Raw genomic sequence first — 20,789 nt, 5'->3', positions numbered from 1 at the left:
CTGGCGGACGTCAGTCCGCGTGCGCGCCTGTTGCCGGACCAGCGGCGGCCGCCTCCCGGCGAGGCCCGCCGTCGAGCGTCTGGGCGAAACGGCCGAGCAGCCGGGCAAACGTCCGACGGTCGCTCTCGGTCCAGTCGGCCATGCCTTCGGAGAGGACGTCGCCGCCGACGGCACGCACCCGCTCACGCACCTCGCGTCCGGCGGCCGAGAGGGTGAGCAGGGAGGCGCGCCCGTCCACGGGGTCGCGGTGCCTGTCGACGAGCCCCGCCTGCTCCAGCCGGCGGACCTGCGGCGTCACGGTGGACTTGTCCACGCCCTGCCAGGTCGCGAGCATCGTCACCCGCATGGGGCTGTGCGTGGCCAGCGCCTCGAGCAGCCACGCGTCGGTGGGCGTGAGCTCGACCCCGCCGTCGGCCCACAACCGCCCGCGGACGGCGGAGCGGCTCGCCCACCGGAGGACCGAGACGAACGCGGCATGGATGTCGTCCGCGACCTCACGCTCGAGGGCCGCATCGCGCTCCACGACGCCGTGGCGCTGCAGCACGCCGTCCCGCGCCTGGTTCGCAGCCATCGCCGAGGCTCAACCCCTTCCGTCGCAGTCATTAGTGAGGCTACCCCAACCAACCTTGGGCCACACCTGGACCCACGGCGCGGTGACGGCGACCTCAGTGGCCGCCTGCGGCCTCGCCGTCCGAGGCCTCGGGTGCGGGCCGCACGGAGAACTCCGGCACCCACGCCGCGTCACCCATCTCGGCGTTGGCGCCGCGGGCGATGACGAACAGCAGCGTGGACAGGTGGTTGAGGTACCGGCCGATGTCCCGGTTGACGTCGTCCTGGTGCGCCTCGATCGCCCGCCAGACCGCCACCTCCGCGCGCCGCACCGCCGCCCGGGCCTGGTACAGCAGGGCCGCACCCACCGTGCCGCCGGGCAGCACCATGCCGCTGAGGTCCCCGGCCTGCTCGGCGAAGTATCCGACGGCGCGGTCCAGCCGCTCCACGTGAGCAGGCACGATCCGGCACTGCACGGGCTGCGCCCCGACGGCGGGCACCCCGAGGTCCGAGACGAGGTCGAGCAGGTCGTTCTGCACGCTCACCAGCATCGTGGCGACGTCCCGGGGCAGCGGCGCGGCCGCCATCGCCACGCCGATCGCCGCGTTCGCCGCGTCGCACTCGACGTAGGCCGACACCCGCAGGTCGGTCTTCGGCAGCACGCCGCGACCTCCCAGACGGATACGCCCGGTGTCGCCGTCGTGGTGCTCCAGCCCTGGCTCGCCGCCGCCGTTCATGGGTGCCACCATACTTCCGCCGGTGCCGCCACAGTCGCCCGTCCCGACGACGCGTCCTCGGACCCGAGGTCCGCCGGCCGATCGAGAGGCGGGATCACCATGGACATCGACCAACCGGACGAGCACGTGGTGGTGACGCCGGCCGACCCGTTGCCGGTGGACTCCGGGCCGGGCGGCTGGGCGTCCGTCGACAAGGTCGTCTTCGGCGTCGCGGTCGCGTTGGTCGTCGTGATCTGCCTGCTCGGTGTGCTCTTCACCGATGCCGTCGAGGAGGTGGCCGGGTCGGCCCTCACCTGGGTGACCACCACCTTCGGGTGGGCCTTCATCCTGGCGGCCAGCGCCTTCGTCGTGTTCTCCCTGGTGCTCGCCTTCGGGCGGTTCGGGAGCATCCCGATCGCCCGCGCCGGAGAGGCGACGGAGTTCTCCACGCTGTCCTGGATCGCGATGATGTTCAGCGCCGGGATGGGCATCGGCCTGATGTTCTTCGGCGTCTACGAGCCCGTCACCCACATGGCCAGTCCCCCACCGTTCGTCGACTCGGTGCCTGGCAGCGCGGACGCGGCCGAGACCGCCATGGCGTACACCCTCTTCCACTGGGGTCTGCACCCGTGGGCCATCTACTCCGTCGTGGGGCTGGCCCTGGCGTACTCCACGCACCGGATGGGACGCGGCAATCTCATGAGCTCGCCGTTCCAGGCGATCTTCGGCAAGGAGCGCATCGAGAAGAGGGGCTGGGGCAGGCCGATCGACATCCTGGCGATCCTGTGCACGAAGTTCGGGTCCGCCACGTCGCTGGGCCTGGGCGCCCTCCAGATCGCGGCCGGCCTGTCGCTTTTGCGCACCGGGGAGTTCGAGGAGAACCCCAGCGCGGCCGCGCCGGTGATCATCATCTGCATCCTGACCGTCGGCGTGATCATCTCGGCGGCAAGCGGCGTCTCGCGCGGGATCAAGTGGCTGAGCAACACCAACGTCGTCCTCGCCGCGGTACTGCTGGTGTTCGTCTTCGTCGTCGGGCCCACCGTCTTCATCATGGACCTGGTGCCCCAGTCGCTGGGGTCCTACTTCTCCACCCTGGTGCCCATGAGCCTCCAGTCCGCCGTCTTCGGCGGCGGCGACTGGCTCGCCAGCTGGACCATCTTCTACTGGGCGTGGTGGATCTCCTGGACGCCGTTCGTCGGCACGTTCATCGCGCGGATCTCCAGGGGGCGCACCATCCGAGAGTTCGTCCTCGGCGTGATCCTGGCCCCCACCGGGGTCAGCGTGATCTGGTTCGCGGTCTTCGGCGGCGCCGGCATCAACCTGCAGCACAACGGCGTCGACATCGCCGGCACCGGCAGCGAGGCGGCCGGCTTCTTCGCGATGCTCAACCAGTACCCATTCTTCACGGGGGCCACCCTGGTCGTGATGGTCCTGACGGCGGTGTTCTTCATCAGCGGGGCCGACGCCGGCTCGCTGGTCATGGGCACGCTGTCCTCCCGGGGGCGCACCACCCCGTGGACGCCGTTGGTCATCGTCTGGGCTATCCTCACCGGCGCCGTCGCAGCCGTCCTGCTGTTCGTCGGCGGGCTCGGCGCCCTGCAGACGTTCACCATCCTGGCCTCGACACCGTTCGTGCTGATCATGCTCGGCCTGTGCGTGGCGCTCTACGTGGATCTGCGCCGCGACCCCCTGCGGCGGCGCAGGCCCGGCCCGGTCCGGTCCGCCACGGTGGTGCCCACCGAGGTGCCGTTCGCCGAGCCGCCCACGCCGCAGGGGCCCGGCCAAGAGGGTGCGCCGCCGCCGGAACCGCGCTAGGGACGCCCGGTGGTGCCCGGGCCTGTGCTGTTCGGGGCCAGCAGCTCGCGCCACAGGCGGCCGACGGCGCCGAGCAGCTCCTCGGGCGTGCCGGAGTTGTCCAGCCACACGTCGGCGACGGCGCGGCGCTGCTCGTCCGTGGCCTGGGCCCGGATGCGGGCGAGCGCGTCCTCGCGGGACATGCCCCGGTCGCGCACCAGCCGCTCGAGCCGCACCGCCTCGTCGGCGGCGACGACGACGACGAGGTCGTAGCTGTCGGCGAGCCCGTTCTCGACGATGAGCGGGACGTCATGGACGACGACCGCGTCCGGCGGCGCGGCCGCCTGCCTGCGGGCGCTCTCCTGGGCCACGAGCGGGTGGGTGAGTGCGCCGAGTCGCTGCAGCGCGGCCGGGTCGGCGAACACCCGGCGCCCCAGGGCGGGCCGGTCCAGGGAGCCGTCCGGCAGCAGCACCGCGGGTCCGAACTCGGTCACCACCGCGGCCAGTCCTGGCGTGCCGGGCGCCACCACGTCGCGGGCGATCTGGTCGGCGTCGACGATCACCGCACCGAGGCGCGCGAGCTCGGCCGACACGGAACTCTTGCCCGAGGCGATGCCGCCCGTCAGCCCGACCTTCACCCGTACGACCGTTCGGCGCCGACCACCTGCAGGGCCGAATCCAGCCTGGTCAGGCTCGGCGGGAGCGTGGCCGTGCCGGGAGCGGCGCCGTCGGTCATGCCCCGACCTTAACCGGCCGTCACGCTGCGGGTGGGCGCAGGCGCGGGCAGGATGGAGGTTCGCGAGCAGGCCCGGACCAGCCGGGCTGCGAAGGAGGAGCAACCATGCCGACGCCCATCGTGAGCAAGGGCAGCACCACCTGGAACGGGGACCTGTTCTCCGGCTCCGGCCGCACCTCGTTGGACACCTCGGGGCTGGGGACCTTCGACGTGAACTGGAAGGCTCGTGCGGAGGAGTCCGGCGGCGGCACCACCTCACCCGAGGAGCTCATCGCCGCCGCGCACGCGACGTGCTTCGCGCAGCAGTTCTCCCTCGAGCTCGCGCAGAACGGCACCCCGCCCGCAGAGCTGCGCAGCTCCGCGGAGGCCACCTTCGTCGCGGGCGAGGGCATCACCGGCATCCATCTCACCGTGGAGGGCGAGGTGGAGGGAATTTCCGCGGAGGACTTCCAGCGGATCGCGGAGTCCGCCAGCAAGGGCTGCCCCGTCAGCCAGGCGCTCAAGGGCACCGAGGTCACGTTGACCGCCTCCCTGGCGTAGACGTTCACGTCCGGCGGTCGGGCGAGGGTTCGGCCGTCGGACGGGCCGCGGGTTCGGCCGCCGGATGTCGGTGCTCATCGTGCCCGGTGCAGCACGCCGCAGCGCACTCGGGGGGTGCCACCTCCCAGCAAACTGGGATGTTTCGGGCAACACCCCGCACCGTAGTGTTCGCGCAAAACGGCACCATCGGGTGCCCGAGCGGAGGTCAGGTCCATGCGCACCGTCTACCGGGTTCTCGCTGTGCTGGTCGCAGCCGGCGTTCTCATCCAGTCCGCCGCCATCGCGTTCGGCGTGTTCACCATGGTCAACGAGGTGGAGAGCGGCACGGTCATCGATGCCAGCTACGACACGTTCGCCAACCCCGGGCTCGCGACCCACTCGATGGGTGCCATGGTGGTCGGCGCGCTCGCCATCCTGCTGCTGATCGCCTCGTTCCTCACCCGCTTCCCGGGCGCCAAGACGTGGGCGGCGTGGACGTTCGTCGCCGTGCTGCTGCAGTGGGCCTTCGGCATCTTCGCCTTCGAGACCCCGGCCATCGGGATCCTGCACGGCGCCAACGCCCTCGCGATCTTCGCGCTGGCTCTGCTCGCTGCGCGCGCCGCGGGGCGCACGGCGCAGGCGGAGCCGGTGCGTACGCGCCGCACCGCTTCGGTGGACGTCTGAGCCCGCACAACTGGGGGCAGTTGGGGGGCGGTTCTGCGGCGTAGCGTTGCGCACCGTCAGGGGTCGTCCCCCGACCCCGCGGGCTGCCCGGAGGTAGTCATGCGTACGGTCTACAAGGCATTCGCACTTCTCACCGCGCTGGGCGTCGCCGCCCAGGCCGCGGCGATCGCACTGGCCGTCTTCACGATCGTCGACATGGTCGAGGGCGGCGGCGTGCTCGACTCGAGCTACGACCCCATGGACAACCTCGGCTCCGCGCTGCACTGGTACGGCGCCATTGTCGTCGCCTCGCTCGGCCTGATCCTGCTCGTGGCGTCCTTCTTCAACCGCTTCCGCGGGGCGAAGATGTGGGCGGCCATCACCTTCGCCCTCGTCGTGCTCCAGTGGGTGCTCGCCTTCACCGCGTTCGAGGTGGTGTCCGTGGGCTACCTCCACGGCCTCAACGCGCTGGCCATCTTCACCTGTGCCCTGCTGGCGTTCCGCGCCGCCCACCGCGCCGACCAGCGCGCGACGACGGTCCCGGCCCGGGCGCCCGCCGCCCTGTGAGCCGTGCTCCCGGGCGTTCGCTGCTGCGCCGGCCCGCGACGTGGGGACTGTTCCTCCTCGTGGTGGTACTGACGGTCCTCGGCACTGCCTGGTGGACCTCGCTCGTGCCCGGCACGATCTCGGTGATGGACATGGGCTACCCCGACTACGGCGGGGGCTCCGCCGTCGCCCACGGCCCCGACGAAGGCGCCGGCGCCGTCGCGGAAAGGCACCACGGGCAGGTCGCCGCGGCAGCCCCGGCCGCGGGCGCCGCGGCCCGGGCCACCGGCACTGTCGCACCGGGCGGCGCCCAGCGCACCGTCCCGGACCTCGCGGGGCCACGCGAGGGCACGCCCGACGTCGCCGTGACGCTGACCGCGCGTGCGGGGACGATCGAGCTAGCGTCCGGCGAGCGGGTGCCGGGCTTCACCGTCAACGGGACGTCGCCCGGCCCCACCATCGAGGCCGCCCAGGGCGACCTGGTGGAGGTGACCCTCGTCAACGAGTCGGTCGCCGACGGCGCCGCGCTCCACTGGCACGGCATCGACGTGCCCAACGCGGAGGACGGCGTGGCGGGCGTGACCCAGGACGCGGTCCCGGTGGGCGGTGAGCACGTCTACCGGTTCGTGGTCGAGGACGCCGGCACGTACTGGTACCACTCCCACCAGGTCTCCCACGAGCAAGTGGTCGGCGGGCTCTTCGGGACGGTCGTCGTCCGGCCCGACGACGCACCCATGGCCACCGGGGACCTGGTGCTGCCGGTGCACACCTACGACGGCGTGCGCACCATCGCGGGGCACGCTCGCACCCACCACGTGCCACTCGTCGCCGGGACCCAGGCGCGGCTACGGGTCGTCAACACCGACAGCGCCGCCACGAACGTCTGGGTGGCCGGCGCCGAGTACCGGCTCCTCGCCGTCGACGGTCACGAGGTCGACGGGCCCGAACCGCTGACCGACGTCGCGTTCACGGTGCCCGGCGGGGGCCGCGTCGACCTCGGGCTGGTGGTCCCGGCCGACGGCGTCGTCCTGCACGCCGGCGGTGGGGCGGCGGTCGCGGTGGGCGGCCAGGACCCCGGGAGTCTGCCCGCGACAGCTGGCCCGGACGCCGTCGTCGACCTGCTGACCTACGGGACGCCGTCGTCGCTGCCGTTCGACCCCGCGGCCGCGGACCGGCGCTACGAGTACGCGATCGGCCGCAGGCCGGGGTTCGTCGACGGCCGGCCGGGCCTGTGGTGGACCATCAACGGGCACCTCTACCCGGACGTGCCGATGTACATGCTGGAGGAGGGCGACCTGGTCGTCATGACCATCTCGAACTCCTCGGGCACGGTGCACCCCATGCACCTGCACGGCCACCACGTGCTGGTCCTCAGCCGCGACGGCGTGCCGTCCACGGGCAGCCAGTGGTGGACCGACACCCTCGACGTGCGCGACGGTGAGACCTACGAGGTCGCGTTCGTCGCGGACAACCCCGGCATCTGGCTCGACCACTGCCACAACCTCCAGCACGCCGCCGACGGCATGCTGGCCCACCTGGCCTACGCGGGCGTGACCACGCCGTACGTACTCGGCGGCGAGGCGGGGAACCGGCCCGAGTAGCCGCCCACCCCCAACCCGCGAGATGTCATCTTCTCCATCAGATGTCATTGACATGTCGCGGAAAAGATGACATCTCGCGGGCGAAGGGTGCGAAGGGTGAGGAGACGGCGAGGCCCGCCGCCCCGGGATGGGGCGACGGGCCTCGTACGTGCTCAGCGGGTCAGACCCGCGGGCCGGCTCAGTGACCGGTGAGCTTCTCGCGCAGGGCAGCGAGGGCCTCGTCCGAGGCCAGCGTGCCGTGCGCCTCGACCGGGGCCGAGGTGTAGGACGTCGGACCGGCGGTCCCGGCACCCGGGGTGCCGACCTCGGCAGCCTCGGTGTCGGCGTCGATCGCCGCGGCGACCTGCTTCTTGTGCGCCTCCCAGCGGGCGTGCGCCTGGGCGTACTCGGCCTCCCAGGCCTCGCGCTGGGTGTCGTAACCCTCGAGCCACTCGTTGGTCTCCGGGTCGAAGCCCTCGGGGTACTTGTAGTTGCCCTGCTCGTCGTACTCCGCGGCCATGCCGTACATCGACGGGTCGAAGTCCTCGCTGGCCGGGTCCACACCCTCGTTCGCCTGCTTCAGCGACAGGGAGATGCGGCGACGCTCAAGGTCGATGTCGATGACCTTGACGAACACCTCGTCGCCGACCTTGGCCACCTGCTCGGGCACCTCGACGTGGCGCTGGGCCAGCTCGGAGATGTGCACGAGGCCCTCGATGCCGTCCTCGACGCGCACGAACGCACCGAAGGGGACGAGCTTGGTGACCTTGCCGGGCACGACCTGGCCGATGGCGTGCGTGCGGGCGAAAGCCTGCCACGGGTCTTCCTGGGTGGCCTTGAGGGACAGGGACACGCGCTCGCGGTCCATGTCGACGTCGAGAACCTCGACGGTGACCTCCTGGCCGACCTCGACGACCTCGTTCGGGTGGTCGATGTGCTTCCAGGACAGCTCGGAGACGTGCACGAGGCCGTCCACGCCGCCAAGGTCGACGAACGCACCGAAGTTGACGATCGAAGAGACCACACCGGGGCGGACCTGCCCCTTCTGCAGGGTCTGCAGGAAGTGCGAGCGGACCTCGGACTGGGTCTGCTCGAGCCAGGCGCGACGGGAGAGGACCACGTTGTTGCGGTTCTTGTCGAGCTCGATGATCTTCGCCTCGATCTCCTTGCCCACGTAGGGCTGGAGGTCGCGGACGCGACGCATCTCCACCAGGGAGGCCGGCAGGAAGCCGCGCAGACCGATGTCGAGGATCAGGCCGCCCTTGACGACCTCGATGACGGTGCCGGTGACGACGCCGTCCTCGTCCTTGATCTTCTCGATGGTGCTCCAGGCGCGCTCGTACTGCGCGCGCTTCTTGGACAGGAGCAGGCGGCCCTCCTTGTCCTCCTTCTGGAGGACGAGCGCCTCGATCTGGTCGCCGACCGCGACGACCTCGTCGGGGTTGACGTCGTGCTTGATGGAGAGCTCGCGCGAGAGGATGACGCCCTCGGTCTTGTAACCGATGTCGAGGAGGACCTCGTCCCGGTCGACCTTGACGATAGTGCCCTCGACGATGTCCCCGTCGTTGAAGTACTTGATGGTGGCGTCAACGGCGGCGAGGAAGTCCTCGGCCGAGCCGATGTCGTTGACGGCGACCTGGGGGGACGTCGGCTGCGTGGGCGTAGTAGTGGTCATTGAGGAATGGACTCCGATGCGGACAGGGATAGTACGGACAGGATGGGTCGTGCTCGACGGGTGCAGCCCGGAGGCATACGTGCGCCGCAGGCGATCCTACCGAGCCTGGTTCCGCCCCGGCAACCGACCTCCGACCCTTCCGGGCGAGGGCTGGCTCACACCCGCTGGTTAACCGGTCACCCGCCGGCTCACCGGTCACCGCCTGGCGGCCGGCTCAGCCGCACGCTGGCGCACACTGGTCGCATGACCGCACTCCAGTCTGCCGCATGAGCGCGCCCCAGCCTCCCGTCGGAGGCGCCGGGTACCACGACGTCGACGCCGCAGCCGCCGCCCGGGCCAACGCTGCCTGGTGGAGCGACGCAGCGAGCCAGTATCTCGCCGAGCACGGCGCCTTCCTCGGCGACGCCGACTTCTGCTGGTGCCCCGAGGGACTGCGGGAGGCCGACGCGCATCTCCTCGGCCCGCTCGAGGAGCTTCGCGGATCGCGAGTGCTCGAGGTGGGCTCCGGGGCCGCGCAGTGCGCGCGGTGGCTGCGCGCCCAGGACGTGGAGGTGGTGGCCACCGACGTCGCCGCCGGCATGCTGGAGCGGGCCGCGGAGCTCGATGCCGTGACCGGGATCAGCGTGCCCACCGTCCTGGCCGATGCCCGCGACCTCCCCTTCGCCGACGCCTCCTTCGACGTCGCCTACACCGCGTTCGGCGCGATCCCGTTCGTGCCGGACGCCGACCGCGTGCACGCCGAGGTCGCGCGGGTGCTGCGCCCCGGCGGGCGCTGGGTGTTCTCGGTGACCCATCCCGTGCGGTGGGCCTTCCCCGACGACCCGACCGCCCACGGGCTGACCGTGCAGCGCTCCTACTTCGACCGCACCCCCTACGTGGAGACCGACGCCGCGGGGGCACCGCTGTACGCCGAGTACCACCGCACGTTCGCCGACCACGTACGCGACGTCGTCGGCGCGGGTCTGGTCATCGAGGAGCTCGTGGAGCCTGAGTGGCCCGCCGTCAACACCAACGTGTGGGGCGGGTGGGGGCCAGAGCGGGGGGCGCTGCTGCCGGGCACCGCGATCTTCCGCACCCGGCGCACCTGAGGGCATTCCTCTCGCCCGTGACCTGGGCAGCCGCGTTGCCGGTCGGCACGGTCCCGGGCACCAACGGTGCACAATCACGGCATGAGACCTCTGGGATTCGCCATCGTCGGGGCCGGTGCGATCGGCCGGGTCTTCGCGGACGCCGTCGCCGCGACGGCGGACGCGGAGCTGCGTCTGGTGGTCGCCCGCCGGCCGGACCCGGCGCGCGAGCTGGCCGCGACGCATGGGGCGGCGTGGAGCACTGACCTCGACGGCTACCTCGCCACAGCCGAGGACGTCGACGTCGTGATCGTCGCGACGCCGTCGGGCACCCATGCGGACCGGGCGGTCCCGGCGCTGGAGGCGGGCAAGCACGTGCTCGTGGAGAAACCGCTGGACGTGAGCCTCGCCGCCGCCGACCGGATCGTCGAGGCGGAACGGCGCACCGGCAACGTGGTCGCCGTCGTCTCCCAGCACCGCTTCGACCGGTCGGCCGAGCGCGTGGCGGCCGAGGTGGCCACGGGCGGTCTCGGGCGTCTGACCTCGGCGACGGCGTCGTGCGCGTGGTGGCGCGGGCAGTCCTACTACGACTCGGGGGCGTGGCGCGGCACGTGGGCCCTCGACGGCGGGGGCGCGGCGATGAACCAGGCGGTGCACATCATCGACCTGCTGCTCTCGGTGATGGGCACGCCCGAGGAGGTCTTCGCCTACACCGGCACCCTCGCGCACGAGCGCATCGAGGTGGAGGACACCGCCGTCGCCGTGGTGCGCTTCGTCTCCGGCGCGCTCGCCACCATCCACGCCACCACCGCGGCGTACCCCGGGGTCGACTCCGCGCTCCGGGTCTACGGCGACGGCGGCTCGGCCGTCATCGTCGACGACGAGCTCGTCTTCCTCCACGCCACCGACGGCGCCGCGCCCGAGGTGCGGATGGCGGAGTCCGGAGCCGCCGCGAACCAGGTGACGACGGCGGACCGGCTGGCCGACGACGAGCGTGGGCTCGGGCCGGCGCACGTGCGTCAGCTGGACGAGCTGGTGGCGGTGGTGCGCGCGCGGCAGCGCGGCGACGGGTCGGCGCGACCCCGGGTAGGGACGCCGGAGGCGCGTACCGCCCTGGCGCTGATCCTGGGCATGTACGAGTCGGCCCGGACCGGGTGTCCGGTACGCCTGGACGCGGCGCCGGCCTGAGCCGAAGGACGGCCGGCCGCCGTCCGCCGTCTCGCGCGTACCAGCTCAGCGACGGCGGCTCGGTGACCGGGCCGCTCCGGGATCAGTGGGCGGCGTCGCGCCAGGACCGGCCCGTGCCGACCGAGACATCCAGCGGCACCGACAGCTGCGCCGCCGAGCCCATCTGCTCGCGGACGAGGGCCTCGACCTCCTCACGCTCCCCCGGGGCGACCTCGAGCACCAGCTCGTCGTGGACCTGCAGGAGAATCCGTGAGCCAAGCCCGCGCTCGTCCAGCGCCCGCTGGGTGTCGACCATGGCGACCTTGATGAGGTCGGCGGCCGAGCCTTGGATCGGGGCGTTAAGAGCCATGCGCTCGGCCATGTCGCGGCGCTGCCGGTTGTCGCTGGTGAGGTCGTGCAGGTAGCGGCGCCGGCCCATGATCGTCTGCGTGTAGCCAGTCTTGCGGGCGTCGCCGACGACGCCGTGCAGGTAGTCCCGCACACCGCCGAAGCGCTCGAAGTAACCCTCCATGAGGTCCCGTGCCTCGGCGACGTCGATCTTGAGCTGCCGGGAGAGCCCGAACGCGCTGAGCCCGTACGCCAGCCCGTAGCTCATCGCCTTGATCTTGCTGCGCTGGGCGGGGGTCACCTGGTCGGTGGGCACGTCGAACACGCGGGAGCCGACGAAGGAGTGCAGGTCCTCCCCCGAGCGGAACGCCTCGATGAGCCCGGCGTCCTCCGACAGGTGCGCCATGATGCGCATCTCGATCTGGGAATAGTCGGCGGTCAGCAGCGCCTCGTACCCCTCCCCCACGATGAAGCCCTCCCGCAGGCGCAGGCCGTCGTCGGTGCGCACCGGGATGTTCTGCAGGTTGGGGTCGGTAGAGCTGAGCCGGCCCGTGGCCGCGATGGTCTGGTGGAAGGTGGTGTGGATCCGGCCGTCCGGGGAGACCGACCGCAGCAGGCCCTCCGCCGTCTGCCGCAGCCGGATCTGGTCGCGGTGCTCGAGCAGGTGCTGGAGGAACGGGTGCTCGGTCTTGGCGTAGAGGTCGGCCAGCGCGTCGGCGTCGGTGGTGTACCCGGTCTTGGTCTTCTTCGTCTTCGGCATGTCGAGCTCGTCGAAGAGGACCTCCTGGAGCTGCTTGGGGCTCGAGAGGTTCACCTCGCGGCCGATCGCCTCGAACGCGAGGGCGGCGGCCCGCTCGACGGCCTGGTCGAAGCCGGTCTGCAGCTCCTCGAGGTTCGCCACGTCGGCGGCGATGCCGTGCTTCTCCATGCGGGCCAGGACCCGCTGGACCGGAAGCTCCAGCTCGCCCAGGAGCGCGTCGGCGCCCCGGTCGGCCAGCTCGGTGGCGAGCGCGCCGGCCAGCTCGACCACGGCGCTGGCCCGTACGCCGGCGTGGTTGTCGGCGCTCTCGCCCTCCAGGTCGAGCACACCCTGGCCGTCGTCCGTATCCTCCTCGCGCAGCTCACGCTTGAGGTGACGCAGGCTCAGGTCGGGCAGGGCGTACCGGCGCTGGTCCGGGTAGCACAGGTACGCGGCGAGCGCCGTGTCGAACGTGACGCCATCGAGCGTGAGGCCGCGCCCGTCCAGGGCGTGCCAGGCGTTCTTCGCCTCGTGCAACGCCTTGGGGGACGCCGGGTCGGCGAGCCACGAGGCCAGCGCGGTCTCGTCCGTCTCATCCAGCGCCGTGAGGTCCATCGTGACCGCCGTGCCCTCGCCGTCGGCGACCGCGAGCGCCCACGCGTCCCCGGTGCCCTGCGCCGCGGTGCCGGTGACGTCAAGGCCGAGGAGGGTGCCGCGGCGGGCGTCGAGCCAGGCAGGCAACCCGCCGTCCACCTTGGTGACCGGGACGACGTCGACGTCGAGGCCCGCGGCGGGCTCACTGGTCTGCTCCTGGGGCAGCGACTCGAAGAGCCGCTGCCGCAGCACGTCGAACTCCAGGGAGTCGAAGACCTGGTGGACCGCCTCCCGGTCCAGCGGACGGCGGGCGAGGTCGTCCACCCCCACGGGCAGCTCGAGGTCGGTGAGCAGGCGGTTCAGGCGCCGGTTACGGATCACCTGGTCGAGGTTGTCGCGCAGGTTCTGTCCGGCCTTGCCACCGATGAGGTCCGCGTTGGCGATGACGTTCTCGAGGCCGTCGTACTGGTTCACCCACTTGGCGGCAGTCTTGGGACCCACCCCCGGCACCCCGGGGAGGTTGTCGCTGGTCTCCCCCACCAGCGCCGCGAGGTCGGAGTACCGCGCGGGGCCCACGCCGTACTTCTCCTCGACGGCCTCGGGTGTCATCCGCGAGAGGTTCGTGACGCCGCGGATCGGGTAGAGCACGGTGACCTGGTCGGAGACGAGCTGGAAGGTGTCCCGGTCCCCGGAGCAGATGAGCACCTCCTGGCCGGCGGCCGCGGCGCGGGTGGTGAGGGTGGCGAGGATGTCATCCGCCTCGTAGTTCGCCTTCTCCAGCACCGGCACGTGCATCGCGTGGAGGACTTCCTGGATGAGCGGGACCTGACCCTGGAACGGCGCCGGGGCGGCCTCGCGGGTCCCCTTGTACTCCGCGTACTCCTCCGTGCGGAACGTGCCGCCGGAGACGTCGAACGCGACCGCGAGGTGGGTGGGCTGCTCCTCGGCGAGCAGCTTGATGAGCATCGACAGGAACCCGTAGACGGCGTTGGTCACCTGACCGGTCTTGGTGGAGAAGTTCTCCGCCGGCAGGGCGTAGAACGCTCGGAAGGCCATGGAGTGGCCGTCGACGAGCAGGAGGCGGGGGGACTGGCTCTCGGGGTTGCTGTCGGTCACGGAGGACACCCTAAGGCGCGCCACCGACACCGTCCCACAGCCCTCGCTGCACCGGAGGGTGGCTTTGACGACAGGCCCGCCCGCCGTCGGCCCGCAGGGATTGTGGCTCTCGACCCCGGGGGCGGCCCGCGACGGCACCGCACGACCAGGACGCCGCGACGCGCCGGTGGCACGCTGGAGCAGCACTGACCACCGTCTCCGAGGAGCACCCGTGCCCGTCGAACCTGGACCTGTCCACGAGACTGACGCGCCAGGCGCGGCCGGCGCACCTGCGGCGCCACGGCCGGCGGGCCGCGTCCGCCAGCTCCGGCTCGTCGTCGAGGTCGACGACCACGACGCAGCCGTGGCCTTCTTTCGGGACGTGCTCGGCATGGCCGAGGAGATCGCCTACGACGGAGCGGCCGGGGAACGGGTGGTGATCCTGGACGCCGGGCGGGCCACGCTCGAGCTGGCCAACACCGCGCACCGGCGTGCGGTGGACGAGCTCGAGACCGGCTCCCCGGACGGCCCGCGCGTCCGCCTCGCCCTCGAGGTCGACGACACCGCGGCCCGCACCGCCGAGCTCCTCGCGGCCGGCGCGGCCCCCATCGCCCCACCGACGCAGACGCCGTGGCGGTCGCTGAACGCCCGCGTCCACTCCCCCGCCGGGCTGACCGTGACGCTCTTCCAGGAGCTCGAGCCGCCCGAGGAGCAGCGGCGTCACGCGGGCCTCGAGGGCTGACCGAGCTAACCCGAGCCCCGGCGCTGCCGGGGCCCGACCGTTGCGCCCCGACACAGCCCGGCCCCCGGCCGTGCCACCCTGACGACATGACGGACGATCTCCTCCCACGCCTTCAGGCCGCCTTCGCGGGCACCCTTCCCGAACGTCTCGGCATCGAGCTCCTCGAGGCGGCGCCCGGGCGGGTGGTCGGACGCATGCCCGTGGCCGGCAACACCACGCCCGCCGGCCTGCTGCACGGCGGCGCGTCGGCGGCCCTGGCCGAGACCCTCGGCTCCCTCGCCGCCACCGTGCACGCCGGCCCGGGGCGCGCGGCGGTGGGGATCGAGGTCAGCGCCAGCCATCACCGCGGGGCGAGGGCTGGACACGTCGTCGGGACCGCCTCGGCCCTGCACGAGGGCGGCCGGATCGCCAGCTACGAGATCCAGGTGCTCGACGACGATGGCCAGCGCATCTGCACGGCGCGCCTGACCTGCATGCTCATCGACACCGGTGGTGGGTCACGAATCAGACACGACGACAAACATGTGTGACGAAGGTTACAACTCTGTGGGTTCGCTCCTCTAGGCTCTCGACCACTCGGACGGCTTCCGGCCGCCCGGGCGACGGAATAGTCGAAGAGGACGGAGCCCGCCGGTGACACCCGGTGCCACATCCACCCATGCCCGACCCGGATTGCTCGCGCTCCTCCTGGTGCTGATCGCCGGCACCCTTCTCGCGATCGCACCGACGCCGTGGACCCCGCACGCGGCGGCTGCCACGGCCGAGGCATGCGTCCCGGACGCCGCGACCGGCTGCCTGGGCGGCACGATCCGCACCGCGGACGGCGAACCCGCCGTCGGCGTCGTCCTGAGGGTCACCGGCGAGGGCGCCACGGTCGAGGCCACCACCGACGCCACCGGCCGGTGGACGGCCGCCGTCACCGCCGCCGGGGAGTACGCGGTGGAGGTCGACCCCGCGACCCTGCCGGCCGGGGAGACGCTGCGCGACCCCGCCAACAACCCGCGCACGGTCGTCGCCGAGCTGGGCAGCAGCGCCGGGGCGCTGTTCCCCCTCGGAGCCCCCACCGGGGGCGGTGCCACTCCCTCGTCGGCGGGTCCCACCGAGACCGGGAGCGGCGACGCCGGTGAGGGCGGCGTCGCCGAGCCGGGCACCGCCGAGGGGGGCGGCGACGTGGCCGTCTCCGCCGAGACCGCCGCCGCGGCGGGTGCCTCCACGACAGGCCGGGTGGCCCAGCTCGTCGTGAGCGGGCTGATCTTCGGGCTGCTGTTCGCGCTGGCCTCGGTGGGCCTGTCCCTGCTGTACGGAACCACCGGGCTGAGCAACTTCGCCCACGGTGAGCAGGTCACGCTCGGGGCGCTGCTCGCGTACTTCTTCGCCCAGACGCTCGGCATGCCGCTGGCCGTCGCCGGGGCCCTCGCCGTCCTCATCGGGCTGATCTCCGGCTACCTGCAGGACCGCGGGATCTGGGCGCCGCTGCGCCGTCGTGGGGTGGGTCTGGTCCAGCAGCTCATCGTGACTATCGGGCTCTCCCTCGCCCTGCAGTACACGTTCAACCTCTTCGCCGGCGGCGGGGTGCTGCGCATCGTCACCTCCAACCCGGAGATCATCGAGATCGGGCCGGTGCGCCTGACCATCCAGTCGCTGGTCTCGGTCATCATCGCGATCGTCGTGCTCGGCGGCATCGGCTACGCCCTCACCAGCACCCGGATCGGCCGCGCCACCCGGGCGGTCTCGGACAACCCCGCCCTCGCCGCCGCATCGGGGATCAACGTCGACCGGATCGTCCGCATGGTCTGGACGGCCGGCGCCGGGCTGGCCGCCCTGGGTGGCGTGCTGCTGGGCCTGTACTTCAGCGCGACCCGCTGGAACATGGGCACGGCGCTGCTCCTGCTCATGTTCGCGGCCGTCACCCTGGGTGGCCTGGGCACCGCGTTCGGCGCCCTGGTCGGCTCGCTCGTGATCGGGCTCGTCGTCGAGCTGTCCACGCTCTTCATCCCCAGCGACATGCGCTACGCCGCCGCCATGGCCATCCTCGTGCTCGTGCTGCTGGTCCGGCCGCAAGGCATCCTCGGCCGCTCGCAACGGGTCGGGTAACGGAAGGGATCGACCACATGGACTGGGCAAACCTGCTCACCAACGTCGCCGGCGAGCTCTTCGCGCCGACCACCGCAGCGCTGGCGCTGGCCGCCATCGGGCTGAACGTGCACTTCGGCCTCACCGGCCTGCTCAACATGGGCCAGGCGGGGTTCATGCTCCTGGGCGCGTACGGCTTCGCCATCACCACCATCGCCGGCTGGCCCCTGTGGGCCTCGGTGCTGGCGGCCATGGCCAGCGCTGTCGTCTTCGCCGTCCTCCTCGGCATCCCGACGCTCAAGCTTCGCGGGGACTATCTCGCCATCGTCACCATCGCCGCCGCGGAGATCGTCCGCATCGTCGGACGCTCCACCGCGCTGTCGGACGTCACCGGTGCGTCCAACGGCCTGCTGGGCAACTCCTTCAAGCACACGTTCGTCGGCGCCTCCCCGTTCCCGGACGGCCGGTTCACGCTCGGGCCCTTCACCTACGCGCTCAACGCCTCCAACAGCTGGTGGCTGCGGATCGTGGCGTGGGCTCTGGTGCTGCTCGCCTGCCTGCTGGTCTGGCGGCTCATGAAGAGCCCGTGGGGCCGGGTGCTCAAGGGCATCCGCGAGGACGAGGACGCCGTCCGGGCGCTGGGGAAGAACGTCTTCTCCTACAAGATGCAGTCCCTGGTCATCGGCGGTGTGCTCGGTGCGCTCGCCGGCGTCCTGTTCGTGCTGCCCCGCGCGGTGCAGCCCGACTCGATGGGGAGACCCACCACGTTCTGGGTCTGGACCATCCTGCTGCTCGGGGGCGCGGCCACCGTGTTCGGCCCGATCCTGGGGTCGATGCTCTTCTGGGGAGCGCTGATGCTCATCAAGGGCATCATGCGCACCGTGGTCCCCGAGGATGTCATGTCCGTCGCGGAGATCGAGGCCTTCGGCTGGATCCTCGTGGGGATCGCCCTCATGCTGCTGATCATCTTCCGACCACAAGGCATCCTCGGCGACAAGAAGGAGCTGGCGATCAATGTTCGTTGAGACCGAGCCGACCGCGCCGGCGACACCGGCGCCGGACTTCTCGAGCGTGGAGCGGGTCCCGGGCTCGGTAAAGGCCGATCCCATCCTCGTCGCCGACGACGTCTCCCGGAGCTTCGGCGGGATCAAGGCCGTCGAGGTCGAGCACCTCGAGGTGGCCCGCAACGCCATCACCGCACTCATCGGCCCGAACGGGGCCGGCAAGACCACCCTGTTCAACCTGCTCACCGGGTTCGACCAGGCCGACACGGGGCGGTGGAGCTTCGACGGACAGCGCGCGGAGAAGCTCAGCGCGGCCCGGGCGGCCCGGGCCGGCATGGTCCGCACCTTCCAGCTGACCAAGGCGCTCAACCGGATGACCGTGCTGGACAACATGCGGCTGGGCGCCACCGGGCAGCAGGGTGAGAAGTTCACCGTCGCCCTCCTGCCCACGCTGTGGCGCGCCCGCGAGAAGGCGATCACCGAGAAGGCGATGACGCTGCTCGAGCGCTTCAAGCTCGACACGAAGAAGGACGACTTCGCCGGCAGCCTCTCCGGCGGCCAGCGCAAGCTGCTGGAGATGGCCCGGGCGCTGATGAGCGACCCGAAGCTGATCATGCTGGACGAGCCCATGGCAGGCGTGAACCCGGCCCTGACGCAGTCCCTGCTCGGGCACATCACCCGGCTGCGGGAGGAGGGCATGACGGTCCTCTTCGTCGAGCACGACATGCACATGGTCCGGCACGTCTCCGACTGGGTGGTCGTCATGGCCGAGGGCCGCATCGTCGCGGAGGGCCCCGCCCACACCGTGATGCACGAGCAGGCGGTCGTCGACGCCTACCTCGGGTCCCACCACGACACCGACCTCGGCGACGACTCGCTGCTCGAGGACTGAGGAGGCACGGATGAGCACCACCGTCACTGCGACCGGCCCGCACGCGGGCGCCCCCGTGGGTGAGCCGCTGCTGCTCGCCGAGGACGTCGTCGCCGGCTACCTGCCCGGCGTGGACATCCTGCGCGGGTGCAGCCTGGCCCTGCACCCGGGCGAGCTCGTCGGCATCATCGGGCCCAACGGGGCGGGGAAGTCGACCCTGCTCAAGGCCCTCTTCGGGCTGGTGACGGTTCGCTCCGGCACGGTCACGCTCGCCGGGGAAGACATCAAGAACCACCGCGCAGACTCGCTCGTGCGCCGCGGCATCGGCTTCGTGCCTCAGAACAACAACGTCTTTCCCACCCTGACCATCGAGGAGAACCTCCAGATGGGGCTGTACCAAGCCCCACGGCGGTTCGCGGAGCGGTTCGAGGCGATCGTCGACATCTTCCCCACGCTGAGCGAGCGCCGGAAGCAACGTGCGGGGTCACTCTCCGGCGGTGAACGGCAGATGGTCGCCATGGGCCGCGCCCTGATGATGGACCCGAAGGTCCTCCTCCTCGACGAGCCCTCGGCGGGCCTTTCCCCCGTCCGGCAGGACGAGACGTTCATCCGCACGCGGAAGATCAACAAGGCCGGCGTCTCGATCGTCATCGTCGAGCAGAACGCGCGCCGGTGCCTGCAGATCTGCCACCGCGCCTACGTGCTGGACCAGGGCACGAACGCGCACAGCGGCCCCGGCCGCGAGCTCATGGACGACCCCAAGGTCATCCAGCTCTACCTCGGCACGTTGGCGGCCGACGTCGAGAAGGCCGACGCCGAGCGGGCCGGGTCGGCGCAGATCTCAGGCTGATCGCGCAGATCTCGGGCTGATCGCTCGGGCGCTGCCTCCGCTGCACGCCGACGGCCCGGCGGGTTGCTCCGCCGGGCCGAAGGTGCGTCGCGCGGGAGGGGGCCGCGCCGTCGTCGCTACTTGATCTCGCCGAACTCCACCCGCTGGAAGGAGTTGTTGTTCTCCCCGTCGAACAGGTAGATCCCGATGTTCGCGGCGGAGGGGTCGTTGTCCCCGTTGAACGCCCCGACGCCGGAGACGGCCTGGTAGATGATCTCCTCACCGTCCGCCAGGAGCGCGGCGCACTCCTCGAAGCCGGTGCACTCGGTGCCACCCTCGGCACCGGAGACCGCCGCCATGCTGGCCTGGACGTCGGCGGGGGTCACGCTCTCCGCGCGCACGGCGGCGAGCGCCACGAGCATCGCCGCGTCGTAGGACTCGGCCGCGTAGTTGAAGTCCTGGAGGTCGGGGTCGACCTCCTTCAGGCGCCCCTGGAACTCATCGCTTGGGAACACGCCGGGCTGGGTGCCCTGCGCGCCATCGAGGGTGCCGGGGTCGAAGTCGGCGCCGAAGTTCTGCAGGTTGCCGTCCACGAAGTAGGTCTTCGACATGTCGAAGCCCTGGTTGACGAGCTCCTGCACGATCAGCGGGGTCTGCGTGGTGAACGCGATGATCGCGATCGCGTCCGGGCTGGTGGCGAGTGCGTTGCCAACGATCGTGCTGAAGTTCTGCTCGGTGGGGTCGAACTCGTCCCCGGCCGTGCCGAAGGTGACAGTGCCGCCGTTCTCCTCCACGACGCCCTGGACGACGTCGCGCAGGCCGGTGCCGTAGTCCTCGTTGAAGACCAGGACGCCGAGGTTGGCATGGCCGTCGGCGAGGATCAGGTTGCCCAGCACGTCGCCCTGGACCGTGTCCGGCGGGGCGGTACGGAAGAAGAAGTCCGAGTACCCGGAGAGCTTCGCCGCGGTGTTCGCCGGGGAGACCATCAGGGTCTCCGAGCCCACGACGTCGTCGATGACGTTCAGGGTCACCTGCGAGGAGGCCGCGCCGATGATGGCGTGGGCGCCCTCGCTGAGCAGCTCGGTGACGGACTGGGTCGCCACCTGGGCGTTGTCGGCGTCGGAGGAGTCCTTGTGGGAGACCTCCACGTCCGCGCCGAGCACGCCGCCGGCTGCGTTGATCTCCTTCACGGCGAGGTCGACGCCGGCGATCTCGGGCGGGCCGAGCTGGGAGAGCGACCCGGTCTGCGGGAGCAGGGTGCCCAGGAGCAGCGCGTCCCCCGCCGCCCCTTCCCCGGCGCCGGGGCTCGCGGCGTCGCCGTCGTCGTCGCTCGCCGACCCGCAAGCGGCCAGGGTCAGTGTCACCGCCGCGGCGAGTGCCAGCGATCGGAGCGCTGTCTTCCTGCGAATCATGCCTTCTCCTTCGTCACGAGGCGGGACGGTCGGGTGACCGCGTGCGTCCGTGCGCGCCAACGTATTGGCC

The 20,789-nt window shown here is 71.6% G+C and carries 19 protein-coding genes; 13 read left to right on the top strand and 6 right to left on the bottom strand.

What is annotated here, in order from left to right:
* Positions 1 to 10 precede the first annotated feature (10 nt).
* Positions 11 to 571, bottom strand: coding sequence for a MarR family winged helix-turn-helix transcriptional regulator (locus FE374_RS07615; protein ID WP_139927952.1), 561 nt, complete (start codon positions 569 to 571; stop codon positions 11 to 13).
* Positions 572 to 665: 94 nt separating this feature from the next.
* On the bottom strand, positions 666 to 1,286 hold the full coding sequence (locus FE374_RS07610) for an ATP:cob(I)alamin adenosyltransferase (protein WP_168205619.1): 621 nt from the start codon (positions 1,284 to 1,286) through the stop codon (positions 666 to 668).
* Between the two features lie 99 nt (positions 1,287 to 1,385).
* Between FE374_RS07610 and FE374_RS07605 the strand changes: the two genes are divergently transcribed.
* Positions 1,386 to 3,080: a BCCT family transporter gene (locus tag FE374_RS07605; RefSeq protein ID WP_139927950.1), complete on the top strand. Its 1,695-nt coding sequence runs from the start codon at positions 1,386 to 1,388 to the stop codon at positions 3,078 to 3,080.
* On the opposite strand, the gene coaE is transcribed toward FE374_RS07605, so the two are convergent.
* Complete coding sequence (gene coaE / locus FE374_RS07600) at positions 3,077 to 3,697, bottom strand: dephospho-CoA kinase (RefSeq protein WP_139927949.1); 621 nt, start codon at positions 3,695 to 3,697, stop codon at positions 3,077 to 3,079. The two genes, FE374_RS07605 and coaE, sit on opposite strands and share 4 nt — an antisense overlap.
* A gap of 203 nt (positions 3,698 to 3,900) precedes the next feature.
* Between coaE and FE374_RS07595 the strand changes: the two genes are divergently transcribed.
* The 4 genes from FE374_RS07595 (at position 3,901) to FE374_RS07580 (ending at position 7,124) form a co-directional block, all read left to right on the top strand.
* Positions 3,901 to 4,335, top strand: a complete 435-nt coding sequence (locus tag FE374_RS07595) for an OsmC family peroxiredoxin (RefSeq protein WP_139927948.1) — start codon at positions 3,901 to 3,903, stop codon at positions 4,333 to 4,335.
* Positions 4,336 to 4,548: 213 nt separating this feature from the next.
* On the top strand, positions 4,549 to 4,998 hold the full coding sequence (locus tag FE374_RS07590; protein ID WP_139927947.1) for a hypothetical protein: 450 nt from the start codon (positions 4,549 to 4,551) through the stop codon (positions 4,996 to 4,998).
* A gap of 99 nt (positions 4,999 to 5,097) precedes the next feature.
* Positions 5,098 to 5,544, top strand: coding sequence for a hypothetical protein (locus FE374_RS07585; RefSeq protein ID WP_139927946.1), 447 nt, complete (start codon positions 5,098 to 5,100; stop codon positions 5,542 to 5,544).
* Entirely contained in the window at positions 5,541 to 7,124 is a 1,584-nt protein-coding gene (locus FE374_RS07580) for a multicopper oxidase family protein (RefSeq protein WP_230978507.1), read from the top strand. The genes FE374_RS07585 and FE374_RS07580 overlap by 4 nt, the downstream gene beginning before the upstream one ends.
* A 178-nt stretch (positions 7,125 to 7,302) precedes the next feature.
* Here FE374_RS07580 and rpsA read toward each other — a convergent pair whose 3' ends face one another.
* Entirely contained in the window at positions 7,303 to 8,778 is a 1,476-nt protein-coding gene (gene rpsA, locus FE374_RS07575; protein WP_139927945.1) for a 30S ribosomal protein S1, read from the bottom strand.
* 266 nt (positions 8,779 to 9,044) lie between these two features.
* Between rpsA and FE374_RS07570 the strand changes: the two genes are divergently transcribed.
* Both FE374_RS07570 and FE374_RS07565 read left to right on the top strand, forming a co-directional pair.
* A complete protein-coding gene (locus FE374_RS07570; RefSeq protein ID WP_139927944.1) occupies positions 9,045 to 9,866 on the top strand; it encodes a class I SAM-dependent methyltransferase in 822 nt (273 codons plus the stop codon).
* An 81-nt stretch (positions 9,867 to 9,947) separates the two neighbouring features.
* Entirely contained in the window at positions 9,948 to 11,033 is a 1,086-nt protein-coding gene (locus FE374_RS07565; RefSeq protein WP_139927943.1) for a Gfo/Idh/MocA family protein, read from the top strand.
* Between the two features lie 82 nt (positions 11,034 to 11,115).
* On the opposite strand, the gene polA is transcribed toward FE374_RS07565, so the two are convergent.
* On the bottom strand, positions 11,116 to 13,809 hold the full coding sequence (gene polA / locus FE374_RS07560) for a DNA polymerase I (protein WP_168205511.1): 2,694 nt from the start codon (positions 13,807 to 13,809) through the stop codon (positions 11,116 to 11,118).
* 211 nt (positions 13,810 to 14,020) lie between these two features.
* Here polA and FE374_RS19135 point away from each other — a divergent pair, with 211 nt between their 5' ends.
* From FE374_RS19135 to FE374_RS07530, 6 genes are all read left to right on the top strand, one after another.
* Positions 14,021 to 14,530: a VOC family protein gene (locus FE374_RS19135; protein ID WP_230978506.1), complete on the top strand. Its 510-nt coding sequence runs from the start codon at positions 14,021 to 14,023 to the stop codon at positions 14,528 to 14,530.
* An 86-nt stretch (positions 14,531 to 14,616) separates the two neighbouring features.
* Positions 14,617 to 15,060, top strand: coding sequence for a PaaI family thioesterase (locus FE374_RS07550; protein WP_139927940.1), 444 nt, complete (start codon positions 14,617 to 14,619; stop codon positions 15,058 to 15,060).
* 103 nt (positions 15,061 to 15,163) lie between these two features.
* Positions 15,164 to 16,624 carry a branched-chain amino acid ABC transporter permease gene (locus FE374_RS07545; protein WP_139927939.1) on the top strand — a complete coding sequence of 487 codons (1,461 nt, stop codon included), beginning with the start codon at positions 15,164 to 15,166 and terminating at the stop codon, positions 16,622 to 16,624.
* A gap of 17 nt (positions 16,625 to 16,641) precedes the next feature.
* Positions 16,642 to 17,628: a branched-chain amino acid ABC transporter permease gene (locus tag FE374_RS07540; protein WP_139927938.1), complete on the top strand. Its 987-nt coding sequence runs from the start codon at positions 16,642 to 16,644 to the stop codon at positions 17,626 to 17,628.
* A complete protein-coding gene (locus FE374_RS07535) occupies positions 17,618 to 18,499 on the top strand; it encodes an ABC transporter ATP-binding protein (protein WP_139927937.1) in 882 nt (293 codons plus the stop codon). The genes FE374_RS07540 and FE374_RS07535 overlap by 11 nt, the downstream gene beginning before the upstream one ends.
* Positions 18,500 to 18,509: 10 nt before the next feature.
* The gene (locus tag FE374_RS07530; protein WP_139927936.1) at positions 18,510 to 19,328 is read left to right on the top strand and encodes an ABC transporter ATP-binding protein; all 819 of its coding nucleotides are present in this window, start codon (positions 18,510 to 18,512) and stop codon (positions 19,326 to 19,328) included.
* 116 nt (positions 19,329 to 19,444) lie between these two features.
* On the opposite strand, the gene FE374_RS07525 is transcribed toward FE374_RS07530, so the two are convergent.
* Positions 19,445 to 20,719 carry an ABC transporter substrate-binding protein gene (locus tag FE374_RS07525; RefSeq protein WP_139927935.1) on the bottom strand — a complete coding sequence of 425 codons (1,275 nt, stop codon included), beginning with the start codon at positions 20,717 to 20,719 and terminating at the stop codon, positions 19,445 to 19,447.
* Positions 20,720 to 20,789 lie beyond the last annotated feature (70 nt).

The organism is Georgenia yuyongxinii (genome assembly GCF_006352065.1).
GTDB classification, from domain to species: Bacteria; Actinomycetota; Actinomycetes; order Actinomycetales; family Actinomycetaceae; genus Georgenia; species Georgenia yuyongxinii.
The sequence above is the reverse complement of the archived record's forward strand: the minus strand, read 5'-3'. Positions and strand labels throughout refer to the sequence as shown.